Consider the following 11,980-nt stretch of genomic DNA (forward strand, 5'->3'; position numbering starts at 1 on the left):
GACGTGATTCCCGCCCAGTACGAGCCGGGCAGTCCCGGCAGGCGCGCGAGCGATGACCCGGCCGAGGTCGACCCGGTGACCGGGTACGCGCTGGCCGCCCGGGAGGGTGATCCGGCGGCGCAGGCGGCCTTCGTCCGCGCCACCCAGACCGACGTGTGGCGATTTGCCGCCGCCCTGGTCGATCCGGACAGCGCGGACGACCTGACCCAGGAAACCTACCTGCGGGCGTTCCGCGCTCTGCCGGGGTTCGCCGGCCGGTCCAGCGTCCGCACCTGGCTGCTCGGCATCGCCCGCCGCGCCTGCGCGGATCACCTGCGGACCGTGGTTCGCCGCCGGCGGCTCGACGCCCGGCTCACCGCACACGCCCAGGTCGACGTGTCGCACCCGGATCCCGCCGGCCAGCTGGGCGCCGCGGACCTGCTCCGCACCCTGGCCGCCGACCGCCGCGAGGCGTTCGTGCTCACCCAGGTGCTCGGCCTGTCGTACGCGGAGGCCGCCGAGATCGAGGGCGTGCCCGTGGGCACCATCCGCTCCCGGGTGGCCCGGGCCCGCGCCGACCTCGTGGCGGCGGTCAGCCAGGCGATGGCCAGTTGACCACCGAACCGTCGAAGCGGGCCCTGCGGTGGCACACCGGCCGGCCGTGGCTCGGCACGCTGGTCCGGCTCGGTCTGACCGCGGTCTGGCTGATCGCCGGCGGCACCAAGGTCGGTGACCTGGCCGCCTCGGGGCGTGCCGTGAACGCGTACCAGATCTTCCCGGGCGACGTGGCGACCGTGATCGGTGCCGCGCTGCCGTTCGTGGAGCTGGCGCTGGGTCTGCTGCTGCTCGTCGGCCTGGCCACCCGGTTCGCCGCCGGGGTGTCGGCGGTGTTGCTGGTGCTCTTCATCGCCGGGATCGCCGCGGCCTGGTCCCGGGGGTTGTCCATCGACTGCGGTTGCTTCGGTGACGGCGGCCAGCTCGGCCCCGGCGAGAGCCCCAACTACGGGTCCGAGATCGTTCGTGACCTGGGTTTCCTGGTGCTCGCCGGGTTCCTGCTGACCTGGCCCCGCACCGCCTGGTCGGTCGACGGCGCGCTGGGTCGCGCCGACGAGGATGTTCCGACCGTTGATGAGGACGACGCCGTGGAGGAGACGCGATGAGCAGTCGCAAGGATCAGAAGCGTTCGGCGCGGGTCGTCCGCGAGCAACTCGCCCGGGAACGGCGCCGCCGGCGGACGGTCTGGACCTCCGTCGCGGCGGTCGCGGTGCTGGTGATCGCCGGGCTCGTCGGCTGGGGGGTGTGGGCCAGCCAGCGTTCGTCGCAGGTCACCCCGCCGCCCGGCGCGGTCGACGGCGGTACCGCGTTGGCGTTCGGCTCCGGTCCGGTGACCATCGACATCTACGAGGACTTCCAGTGCCCCGCCTGCCAACGCTTCGAGGAGGCGTCCGGGGCGACAATCGACCGGTTGCTGGCGGAGAACAAGGTGACGGTGCGCTACCACCCGATCGCCATCCTCGACCGGGCCTCCACCACCAAGTACTCCACCCGCTCGGCGGCCGCCGCCGGCTGCGCCGCCGAGTACGACAAGTACCGCGAGTACGCCAAGGAGCTGTTCGCCCAGCAGCCACCCGAGGGCACCGCGGGGTTGACGAACGAGCGGCTCGTGGAGATCGGCCGGCAGGCCGGGATCACGGCGAACGGGTTCGAGGGCTGCGTCCAGGACCAGAAATACCAGCCGTGGACCCGGCAGGCCACCGAGACGGCCAGCGAGAACGGCGTCAGCGGCACCCCGACGGTCCTGGTCAACGGCAAGGCCCTGGAGAATCCCACGCCGGACAACCTCGCCGCGGCCGTTGCGGACGCCATCAGGTGACCGGTCGCGTGGTCCGGCTGCTCGTCGGGTTGGTCATCGGTCTGGCCGGCACGGCGGTGACCGCCGCCCCGGCGCTGGCGGTCGACTCAGCCGGTGCCGCCGCCCCGGCACTGGCCCACGGCGCCGACGCGCCGGCCGGGACCGACTTCCGCAGCTCCGTCGTCGGGTTTCGGCCCGCGGTGCCGGGCCTGCGGGCACGCGCCATCGAGGCCGGCGCCCGGCTGGAACTGACGAACCACACCGGGCGCACCATCGAGGTGCTCGGCTACGCGGGCGAGCCATACCTGGAAATCCGCCCCGACGGGGTGTACGAGAACGCCGGCTCCCCCGCGGCGTACACCAATCGCACCCTGGCCGGCGACACACCCGTCCCGGCCGAGGCCGATCCGGCCAGCCCGCCACGGTGGCGCAAGGTCGCCGAGGAACCGGTGGCCCGCTGGCACGACCAGCGGGCCCGCTGGGTGGGTGCTGGGCTTCCGGATCCGGTACGGGCCGACCCCGGTCGGCCGCACCGGGTCGCCGACTGGGTGGTGCCGCTACGCGACGGCACCCGGAACGTCGACCTGCGCGGCACCCTGGACTGGTTGCCGCCGCCCAGCCCGGGCCGGTGGTGGCTGGCCGGCCTGATCGGAGCGGGGCTGATCGGCCTGCTGGGCGCCGTCGGCACGCCGGGGCTCCGCGGCACGCCGGCCCCGCCCGGAACGCCGTCCCGACACCCGCTCGACCTGGCCGGCGAGCATGGCACGACCGGCGGGCAGGGCACCACCGGCGGCGGGCGGGACACCACCGACGGGCAGGGCCGGGCCAGTGGGCGGGGTCCGGCCCGGGTCGCGCTCGCCGCGCTCTGCGCGGTCGCCGGGCTGGGCGCCATCGCGCTCGCCGTCGGCCGGGTGGCCGACGGCACCGCGGACGGGCTTCCCGCCGTCCTCGCCGGGCTGTTCACCGGCCCCCGATGGGCCACCCTCAGCGGCCTCGGTGCGCTCGTCGTCGCCGGGTACGCGATGACCCGCCGCTCCGCGGCCGGCTTCGGGTTCGCCCTCACCGGCGTGTGCGTCGGCACCTTCGCCGGCGTGGCAAACGGCGCGGCGTTCGCCAACTCGGTGGTCCCCTCGGTCTGGCCCGCCCCGGCGTACCGGTGGCTGGTCCTCGCCATGGTGGTGCTCGGCTACGGGGTGGCGCTGGCCGGGGTGTTGCGGCTACGCGCGGCCCGACTGTCCGCCGCCACGGCACCGGCTTCCGACCAGCGCGGCGACGACCAGCGTGGGAACGGCGACGACCAGCGTGGGAACGGCGACGACCAGCGCGGCGACGCCGGCGATCAGCGCGGGCCGGCGCCGGCCACCCGTGGATCGAAGCCGTAGGGCAGTTCCAGCCGGTGCCGAGCCAGCAACTCGGCGTCCAGCAGCAGGTCGGCGGTTGGCGCGTCGGCGACGATCCGGCCACCGTCCAGCACCACGGACCGGTCGCACAGCTCCAGCGCGTACGGCAGGTCGTGGGTCACCATCAGCATGGTCACCGGGAGCCCGCGCAGGATGGCGGCCAGCTCCCGCCGGGACGCCGGATCGAGGTTGGACGACGGCTCGTCGAGCACCAGGATCTCCGGTCGCATCGCCAGCACGGTGGCCACCGCGACCCGGCGGCGCTGACCGAACGACAGGTGCTGTGGCATCCGGTCCCGGTGCTCTGACATGCCCACCGCGGCCAGCGCCTCGTCCACCCGGGCCGCCAGTTCGGCGCCGCGCAGCCCCAGGTTGGCCGGGCCGAACGCCACGTCCTCGGCGACCGTCGGCAGGAACAGCTGGTCGTCCGGGTCCTGGAAGACGATCCCCACCCGGCGGCGGATCTCGGCGAGGGTGGCCCGGTCGCGACGCACGGCCAGCCCGCCGACGCTCACCGTTCCCTCGATGGGCGTGAGGATGCCGTTGAGGTGCAGCACCAGGGTCGTCTTGCCGGCGCCGTTCGGTCCCAGCAGGGCCACCCGCTCGCCCGGCGCCACGGTGAGGTCGACGCCGTGCAGCGCGACATGGCCGTCCGGGTACGCGTACCGGACACCACGGACGTCCAGCGAGGCCACGGTCTCCACAGGGGCGATCATTGCAGCAGCAGCGCGCCCACCGCGATGCCGGCCGCGATGACCGGCACCGTGGCGCCGACGGCCCACTGCTCGACGGTCGCCGCGCCGGCCGACCGCCACACCGCCGGCATCCGCCCGGTGTAGCCGCGGGACACCATCGCGAGGTAGACCCGCTCGCCGCGTTCGAACGCGCGCAGGAACAGCGCGCCGACACCGGCGGCGAAGCCGCGCAGCTGCCAGAGGAAGCGCGGGTCGTCACCGCGCGAGATCCGGGCCACCCGCATCCGGCGGGCCTCGCCGATCAGCACGTCGAGGTACCGCAGCATGAAGGTGGCGATCTGGGTGATTATCTGCGGGCAGCGCAGCCGGTCCAGGCCGACGATCAGATCCCGCATCGAGGTGGTGGCGGCCAGCAGCAACGAGGCCAGCACGCCGAGCGTGCCCTTGGCCACGATGTTCCAGCCGCCGTACAAGCCATCCACGGACAGCGACATCCCTGGTACGTCGACCCGCTCGCCGGTTCCGATGATCGGCAGCGCCACGGCGAACAGAACGAACGGCACCTCGATCAACGACCGGGTGAGCAGCCAACGGGCGCCGATCCCGGCGAGCCTGGCGACGACGGCGACCAGCACGGCGTACGCGACAAAGGCCCAGAACGCGTGCCGGGGGGTGGCCACCACCGCGAGGGTGAAGGCCACCATCGCCACGATCTTGACCTCGGGCGCCAGCCGGTGCACCGGTGAGTCGTGATCGAGGTGCAGGACGTGTGCGTGGCCGGCGCCCACCGACGCCTAGCCTCGCGTTCCCGCGCTCGACGACCGGCCGTCCGGGCCGCCGCCCGCCGTGCCGGACCCGGCCCCGGGGTTGGCCCCCGACCCGAGGTCGGCGTCGGGCCCGGAACTGACCTCGGCGTCGGTTGCCCGGCCGGTCCCGTCGGCGTCGGCCGCCAGGACGGATCGGCGGCGCATCAGCCAGAACGCGCCACCACCCACCGCGAACGTGAGCAGCACGCCGGCCACCCCCGACAGGCCGGTGGACAGGTATGCGTTCTCGATGCCCCGGATGCCGTAGTCGGCAAGCGGGCTGTCCGCCAGCTCGTGGTCCTGGGCCGCCCTGGCCGGGCAGTCACCGCCGGTGATGTTGTCCTCGGCGTCGAAGGTGCAACCCTCGCGCAGTGAGGAGTCCAACCCGTCCGGGTGCGGCGAGGCGAGGTTGCTGACCACACCGGCGAGCAGCAGCGCGACCAGCAGTCCGCCGGCGATGAAGGTCCAGGATCGGCGGTTCACCGGGCACCTCCGGGGACGGTGGCGGGCGCCGGCGCACTGACCGGCGGGCGGCGCAGTGCGCGCAACGCGTACACGAGATCGGGCCGCACCTTAGCGACGGCGAGCACGGTGGTGGCGGTGATCAGCCCTTCGCCGACCCCGATGACCAGGTGGAAGCCGGCCATCGTGCCGGCCAGCGCGCCGATGCCGCCGCCCAGATCGGTGGTGCCGCCCAGTTCGTACTGGACGACGAAGGCCATCGCGGCGGTCAGCACGCTGACCACCGAGGCGACGAAGGCGGTGATCGCCAGGCCGGCGGGGGTGCGCGGCAGCACCCGCAGCAGCAGAGCGATAAGCAGGTACGCGACCGCGGTGCCGATGAGCGCCATGTTCGTGACGTTCAGGCCGAGCATCGCCACGCCGCCGTCGCCGAAGACCAGCGACTGCACGACGAGCACGACCGCCACGCACAGCGCGCCCACCCACGGGCCGACAAGCATGGCCGCCAGGGCACCGCCGAGCAGGTGGCCGCTGACCGCGCCCGTGAAGATCGGGAAGTTGAGCATCTGCACGGCGAAGACGAAGGCCGCGACCAGGCCGGCCATGGGGGCCAGCCGGTCGTCCAGGTCCCGCCGGCCGCGGGCGACGCAGAGCGTCAGCACGGCGAGCGCGAACGCCGCGAAGATCGCGGCAACGGAGCCGTTGATGATCCCGTTCGAGATGTGCATCGCGACTGTGTCCACGCGACCTCCCCTGGTCCCCGGCGGTTGGACGGCATCACCACTCTTACGCTGTTGCCAATATATGGCAACAGCGCGGCGCTGGTTCACGGGCAGCGTGCTGCGGCTCCGTCACCGCGACCCCCCCAACGCCGCCGACATCGAGTCGATCTCGGGCGAGCACGGCACGGTATGGTCACCGGCATGACCGAGCCCACCCCCCGCCTGTCGCCCGGCGATCCCGCGCCGGACTTCACCCTGCCCACCGACACCGGCGCCCCGTTGCACCTGGCCGACCTGCGGGGCCGGAAGGTCATCCTGTACGCGTACCCGGCGGCGATGACCCCCGGCTGCACGAAGCAGGCGTGCGACTTCCGCGACTCGCTGGCGTCGCTCCAGGCGGCCGGGTACGAGGTGATCGGGATCTCCCCCGACAAGCCGGCCAAGCTGGCGAAGTTCCGGGACCGGGACGCCATCACGTTCCCCCTGGTCGGCGACGAGGACAAGCAGGTGCTGACCGCGTACGGCGCGTACGGCGAGAAGCAGATGTACGGCCGGACGGTGACCGGAGTCATCCGCTCCACATTCGTCATCGACGCCGACGGACGGATCGAGCAGGCGCTGTACAACGTCAAGGCGACCGGCCACGTGGCCAAGCTGCGCCGGGACCTCGGCCTGGACTGACTGTTCGCCGGGGTTCAGGCGATTCCCCGACCGCCGCCAACGCCGTGGCGGCCGACGGGCAACCCCGGCTCGCGCACGGTCGGGCCGGCTGGCCCGGCCCCGGCTCGGGCGGCAGCCCCGAGGGAGGCACTAGAATCACCGGGTCGGCGGGAGTGGCGGAACGGCAGACGCGCAGGCCTTAGGAGCCTGTGTCCGAAAGGACGTGGGGGTTCGAAACCCCCCTCCCGCACCACATGATCAAGACGCCGCGCGACTCGACATCGGCGATGTCGGGGCAGGGTGACCGGACACCCGATCACCGGCACCGGCACCGGCACCGGCACCGGCACCGGGAGGGTCAGCCGCAGGCCGACGCGCCGGTGGGGGTGGCCGGCCCGATCCCGGTCAGCAGGCCCGCGGTCGTGCTCGGGGCCGGAGCGGTCGGGGACGACGCCGGGACGGTGACCGACGGGGATGGCGACGGCCGGCGGGTGGGTGACGCCGTCGGCCGGGCCGCGCCCCGACCGGCCCCGCTCCCGTAGAGGTACGTACCGGTCAGCTGCACCTGTTCGGGCAGCATCTTGACGCCGGTGGCGGTGGCGCGGTGCCCGTACACGTCGGTCACCCGGATCGCGTACGGACCCGGGCCCATGCCCGCGTCGACGATCCAGTAGTTGAAGTCGTGCCGGACGGCGGATCGGAAGGCACCGCCGCCGGCCGGCTGGACCTCAACCGACCGCAACGGGTTGCCGTGGTTGCCGACCTGCACGGCAAACCAGTACCGCGACGCCCCGTCCTTCATCCGGAAGGTCAGCGGGCCGACCGACGTGGGGTCCACCACGCCCCGGTACGTCACCGGCACGATGCCCCGCACAGGATCGGCGATCCGGGCGAACGCCTCCTTGGACAGGTCGATGTGTCCCGTCGGGCACTCCGGGCACTGGTCCATGATCAGCACTCGGACCTTGCCCTTGGGGCCGGAGACATCGAGGTAGCCGCCGCAGGCGGCGCCTCCGACGTACTCGCCCGGGCCCAGCGCCACGTACATCCGGTTGGCCGGCGCCGCCGGCAGGGAGCAGTTGCCACCCCCGCCGTTCGAGTCGTAGAACGTGGCCTTGCCCTGGTGGGCGGTGCCGCCGGTGGGTGGGGCGCTCAGGGCCGCCGCGCAGGCGGGGGCGCCCCCAGCCTGCACCGCCACGGCCACCCCTACCACCGCCGCGAGCACCGCCGTCCCACCACCGACGAGCCAGCGCCTCGACCAGCGGTGCGGGGCGCGGCGGGTGCCACGGGCCGGTTGCTGGCTTGCGGTCTGCGGCTCGTCGGTCACACCGGGCCATGCTGCCCGAGCGCGTCCGGCCAGGGCAATTCCGCTAACCCAAAGTTAAGGGGCACACCGGCGGTAACGCCGCCCCGGGGTTCTCGCCAGCGCCACCGACCCGGTCAACCGGTTTCGACAAGCACCGGGTCGCCCACGGAGAGCGTGCCGACCAGATCGCCGGCTACCGGCCGGGGCACGAGATGCACGCCGAACAGCAGATCCCGGCCGAACCTGCGGTGCTTGGCCAGCACCCGCAGCGGCTGCTTGCCGCGTACCCCGGTCTCCTGGTCTGTCGTGGTCACCACGCACCGGTCGCATCCCCCGGCCACCAGGAACTCCACGGCTCCGACGCGGATCAGTTTTCCGACCCACCCGTCCTCCGCCCACGGCTCGGCGCCCTCGACCACCAGGTTGGGCCGGAACCGCGCCATCGGCAACGGTTCGTCGCCGTCGTCCGCCAGCCAGCCGTTCAGCGCCGCCAGTGACGCCTGGTTCGCCAGCAGAATCGGGTACGCGTCGGCGAAGCTGACCCGATCCCCGGGATCCACCGGACGGCTGCCGTCGGGCAGGTGCCGGGTCGGCTCGCCCAGCCACACCAGCCGGACCGGGCGACCCAGCAGGTCGCCGAGCCACTCGTCGGCCGCCGGGCCGGCGGGCCGGGCGGGCACCGCCATCCGGTTGTTGAATACCCGCACCGGCACGTGACCTGATCCCACCGGCTCGGGCACCACCAGGTCCGACCGGTCGGCGGCGCGCAGCACCAGGCCGCCGGGACGGGGCTCCGCGCGCAGGCGGACCAGGCCCGTCGCCTCGCGCTGGGTGACCCCGACGCCGGCGTCGTTCACCACCATCCAGCGCCGGTCACCCGCCAGCCCCCACGGCTGGGTCACGGCGGTGTCGTGGTCGAGCCGGTGGCAGCCCTTGACCGGGTACGTGTGCAGGGACGCGAGTCGTATTCTCACCAACTCGCGCCGATGCCGTCGCCCGGGAACCAGTGGCCGGCCGGTGTCTCGCGATAGGCCAGGAACCGGCGTCCGGTTTTCTCCGCGTACGCGGGCAGCACGTTCGTGGTGGTGACGTTGTCGGTCAGCAGGAGCGCGCCCTCGGCGAGCCTGGGTTCGACTGCCTCGAACTCGCGCCGCTCGTGCGCGACGCTGTGGTCGCTGTCGTGCAGGAACAGGTCCACCGGCCGGTCCAGCGCGCCGATCGAGGCGATCGAGTCGCCGATGACCAGGTCGGTCACCGTCGACCAGGGCTCGGCCTTGGCCAGGTAACCGGCCTCCGGGTTGATGTCCAGCGAGGTGAGTCGACCCGGGTGTCCCTCGGCCGCGTTGCGCAGCAGCGCCGAGGCCAGTACCACGCTGCCGAGCCCCTTGTCGACGCCCGTCTCGACCACGTGTCGGGGCTGCCTGGCGCGCACGATCGCGTACCAACCGATGCGCCGCGCGTAGCGGACCTCGCGGTCGGCGAGCCCGCGCCGCGCGGAGGCCGTGGTGGTCCGCAGGATGTGCCGGCGCAACTCCTCGTCGCCCTCGATCTCGGCGAGGTATCCGCGCACCCGGTCCACCGGGACCGCACAGACGAGGCTGACGAACCAGGCCAGGTGCTCGCGGCTCAGCGGGGTCAGGTCGTACGTGTAGTTGTGGTGCTCACGGGACCGCACCAGCCAGCGGGCCGAGGTGCCCAGCAGCTTCGCGTCGTGGCGGGCGACCGCCCGCAGTCGCTTGGGAAAGGCCGCGACCGGCGCGAGCGGGGTACGGGCGATGGCGCGCCGGATTCTGATTCGGTCCACGGGAGTGGTTCTACCAGGATGGGCCCGCCCGGTGGTGTGAAAGTTTTCATTCACGGGACGGTTCGTTCGGCCCGAACGGGGGTGCACCGCCAAAAGCGAAACTCAATAGCATCACGACATGCCCGATCGCCCGATCTACGCGGAGCCCGTGAGCTCGGTTCTCGACCGTCGATCAGACGCCGGAGCCGACCGGGATGCCCTCTCGTCACCGCCAGCGGTCGCAGCGGGCCACCCGGCTCATAGCCGTGATCGTAGTAATTCTCGCGAGCGGCCCATACCCCCGGATCCTGCACCAGCAGCAGTAAATAGAGGCAATCCTGGACAAGCCGATCTTCGGCGGTACCTTGACCAGCTCGGCCAAGCTGAACCCGCTCGTCCGCGCCACGGCGACGCCGTCACGGTGGATAAGTCAACATCCACCGTGGAACGTGACCTCGGAGATACGACGCCTGCGCAGCGGGAACCTGCGATTCTGACCTGCCCCACCCGGGGCACGGGCCACATCGGGTCGCAAGGCGTGGTGTTGGTCGACGAACACAAGCCCGGCCAGGTCTTTGACCCGGTCCGCCGCGACGTACCAGCCGTTCCGGTCGTCCCAAAGTAGGAACCGAAACCAACCTGGTAGATATAGTGGCGCATCCGGCCCGACCGTATTCTCTGGACGTCTGGGTCCTCACACGTTGACCGGGCGCTCACGGGGAGGTCCACCAGTGCCCAGCCATCCGGCGACGGCTCGCACCACCACGCAGACATCGCAGGGAGGCGTGGCATCACACGAGGTCATTGCCGGCCTCGGAGACGGCGGACACCCGCCGGTTCCGGCGAGTGGACCGCCGGTCCCGGTCCCGACCGGTCTGGAAACCACCGCCGTCCTGCCGTATGCCAGATCCCGCGCGTCGTCCCGGATCAGCTGGTCCAGGGCCTGGATGCTGACGTTACCGATCGACGTCGTCGCGTTGCTCGCCCCGCTGCTGTTGTCCCAGAACTACTGGCGCGGCACCCTCGCCAACGCCGCCCTGACGGTGACCCTGTTCGCCATCGGTGGTCTTTACCGCGCCCGCCGGCACCTGAGCATCCTGGATGAATTGCCCGTCCTGGCCGGCCGGCTGCTGGCGTCCGCCGCGGTCGTGGCCATCATCGCGGCCGAACGGCATTCGTCGGTCGACTACGTAGCCGGATTCATGCGGGGAGTCGCGCTGTCCGCGGGCCTGGTGCTCCTGGGCCGCGCGGTCAGCCGATACCTCACGGTGCTGCTGCGTAAGCGCCGGTGGGTGGAACACAACGCCATCGTCATCGGCAGCGGCCCCATCGGCGTCGACCTCGCCCGGCTACTGCGCCGCTATCCCCGGTACGGCCTCCGGTTCGTCGGGTTCGTCGACGCCCCGTCGCGCCAGGTCGTCGGTTCCCAGCCGCTGATCGGCACACTCGGTGACCTGGATCGGCTCGTCGAACTGACCGAGTGCGAGGTCCTGGTCATCGCGGATCCGGACTGTATGGAGGCCGAACTCATGGACACCCTGCTCCGGCCTTTCAGTGCCCGGTGTGACCTCTGGGTGGTACCGCGACTGTGGGGTTCCCGATCGCAGGGTGGATATCCGGACCACATCGGGGCCATCCCGATCGCCAAAATCCATGACATCTCCCTCTCCGGGCCCCGGTGGGCGATCAAGCGCGCCTCCGACGTGCTGTTCGCCAGCGTCGCGTTACTCGCGCTGAGCCCCGTGTTGTTGCTCTGCGCCATCGTGACCTTCGTCGACGGCGGCCCCGGCATCTTCTTCCGCCAGGAGCGGATCGGCCGGTACGGCAAGCCGTTCAAGGTGATCAAATTCCGGACGATGCGCCCCGCGGACGACCGGGAGTCCCAGACCAACTGGTCGATCGCACACGACAAGCGGGTCAGTCTCACCGGCCGGTTCATGCGCCGCACGTCTCTCGACGAACTGCCGCAGTTGTGGAACATCCTGCGCGGCGACATGAGCGTGGTCGGGCCGCGGCCGGAACGGCCGTACTTCGTGGAGAAGTTCTCCGAGGAGTACCCGAACTACGCGTCGCGGCACCGGGTTCCGGTCGGGCTCACCGGGCTCGCGCAGGTCAGCGGCCTGCGTGGTGACACACCGATCTCCGACCGGGCGAGGTTCGACAACTACTACATCGAGAACTGGTCGCTCTGGCTGGATGCCAAGGTGGTCGTCCGTACCGTCGCGGAGGTTGTCCGCGGCGGTGGCCGCTGACATCCGGCGCGGCGAGCAGCGGGGCGCCCGCGGCCGACGCCGCACCCGACCTGGCCCGTCCGG

At 72.3% G+C, this 11,980-nt stretch carries 12 protein-coding genes, 1 tRNA gene and 1 pseudogene; 7 read left to right on the forward strand and 7 right to left on the reverse strand.

Translation table 11 applies throughout. The features are described from left to right. The first annotated feature begins 75 nt into the window (after positions 1-75). Genes ACFQUZ_RS16870 through ACFQUZ_RS16885 form a run of 4 tightly spaced genes read left to right on the forward strand, consistent with a single transcriptional unit; the run spans position 76 to position 3,213 of the window. Entirely contained in the window at positions 76-594 is a 519-nt protein-coding gene (locus ACFQUZ_RS16870) for a sigma-70 family RNA polymerase sigma factor (RefSeq protein ID WP_377443415.1), read from the forward strand. Beyond that, on the forward strand, positions 591-1,139 hold the full coding sequence (locus ACFQUZ_RS16875) for a MauE/DoxX family redox-associated membrane protein (RefSeq protein WP_377443134.1): 549 nt from the start codon (positions 591-593) through the stop codon (positions 1,137-1,139). Before ACFQUZ_RS16870 ends, ACFQUZ_RS16875 begins: the two co-directional genes overlap by 4 nt. Then, on the forward strand, positions 1,136-1,852 hold the full coding sequence (locus ACFQUZ_RS16880) for a DsbA family protein (RefSeq protein WP_377443136.1): 717 nt from the start codon (positions 1,136-1,138) through the stop codon (positions 1,850-1,852). Before ACFQUZ_RS16875 ends, ACFQUZ_RS16880 begins: the two co-directional genes overlap by 4 nt. Then, entirely contained in the window at positions 1,849-3,213 is a 1,365-nt protein-coding gene (locus ACFQUZ_RS16885) for a hypothetical protein (RefSeq protein ID WP_377443138.1), read from the forward strand. Before ACFQUZ_RS16880 ends, ACFQUZ_RS16885 begins: the two co-directional genes overlap by 4 nt. Here the strand turns inward: ACFQUZ_RS16885 and ACFQUZ_RS16890 are convergent. From ACFQUZ_RS16890 to ACFQUZ_RS16905, 4 genes and pseudogenes are all read right to left on the reverse strand, one after another. Continuing rightward, positions 3,171-3,947 carry an energy-coupling factor ABC transporter ATP-binding protein gene (locus tag ACFQUZ_RS16890; protein ID WP_377443140.1) on the reverse strand — a complete coding sequence of 259 codons (777 nt, stop codon included), beginning with the start codon at positions 3,945-3,947 and terminating at the stop codon, positions 3,171-3,173. The two genes, ACFQUZ_RS16885 and ACFQUZ_RS16890, sit on opposite strands and share 43 nt — an antisense overlap. Then, entirely contained in the window at positions 3,944-4,714 is a 771-nt protein-coding gene (cbiQ, locus tag ACFQUZ_RS16895) for a cobalt ECF transporter T component CbiQ (protein ID WP_377443142.1), read from the reverse strand. Before cbiQ ends, ACFQUZ_RS16890 begins: the two co-directional genes overlap by 4 nt. Positions 4,715-4,813: 99 nt before the next feature. Further along, positions 4,814-5,215 (reverse strand): annotated as a pseudogene (locus ACFQUZ_RS16900) (PDGLE domain-containing protein); the annotation flags it as partial. Continuing rightward, complete coding sequence (locus ACFQUZ_RS16905; protein ID WP_377443144.1) at positions 5,212-5,937, reverse strand: energy-coupling factor ABC transporter permease; 726 nt, start codon at positions 5,935-5,937, stop codon at positions 5,212-5,214. The pseudogene ACFQUZ_RS16900 and the gene ACFQUZ_RS16905, both read right to left, overlap by 4 nt. A 180-nt stretch (positions 5,938-6,117) precedes the next feature. Here ACFQUZ_RS16905 and bcp point away from each other — a divergent pair, with 180 nt between their 5' ends. Continuing rightward, positions 6,118-6,597 (forward strand): thioredoxin-dependent thiol peroxidase, encoded by a 480-nt coding sequence (gene bcp / locus ACFQUZ_RS16910; RefSeq protein WP_377443146.1) that lies wholly within the window; start codon positions 6,118-6,120, stop codon positions 6,595-6,597. A 146-nt stretch (positions 6,598-6,743) separates the two neighbouring features. After that, a tRNA-Leu gene (locus ACFQUZ_RS16915) sits at positions 6,744-6,829 on the forward strand. A gap of 105 nt (positions 6,830-6,934) precedes the next feature. Here the strand turns inward: ACFQUZ_RS16915 and ACFQUZ_RS16920 are convergent. The 3 genes from ACFQUZ_RS16920 to ACFQUZ_RS16930 form a co-directional block, all read right to left on the reverse strand. Further along, positions 6,935-7,903 carry an expansin EXLX1 family cellulose-binding protein gene (locus ACFQUZ_RS16920; RefSeq protein ID WP_377443148.1) on the reverse strand — a complete coding sequence of 323 codons (969 nt, stop codon included), beginning with the start codon at positions 7,901-7,903 and terminating at the stop codon, positions 6,935-6,937. A gap of 113 nt (positions 7,904-8,016) precedes the next feature. Further along, the gene (locus tag ACFQUZ_RS16925) at positions 8,017-8,850 is read right to left on the reverse strand and encodes an MOSC domain-containing protein (RefSeq protein ID WP_377443417.1); all 834 of its coding nucleotides are present in this window, start codon (positions 8,848-8,850) and stop codon (positions 8,017-8,019) included. A gap of 2 nt (positions 8,851-8,852) precedes the next feature. After that, a complete protein-coding gene (locus ACFQUZ_RS16930; RefSeq protein WP_377443150.1) occupies positions 8,853-9,686 on the reverse strand; it encodes a class I SAM-dependent methyltransferase in 834 nt (277 codons plus the stop codon). Between the two features lie 926 nt (positions 9,687-10,612). Here ACFQUZ_RS16930 and ACFQUZ_RS16935 point away from each other — a divergent pair. After that, positions 10,613-11,917, forward strand: coding sequence for a sugar transferase (locus tag ACFQUZ_RS16935; protein ID WP_377443152.1), 1,305 nt, complete (start codon positions 10,613-10,615; stop codon positions 11,915-11,917). Positions 11,918-11,980: the final 63 nt, after the last annotated feature.

The organism is Plantactinospora sp. GCM10030261 (assembly GCF_042666615.1).
Taxonomy (GTDB): domain Bacteria; phylum Actinomycetota; class Actinomycetes; order Mycobacteriales; family Micromonosporaceae; genus KBS50.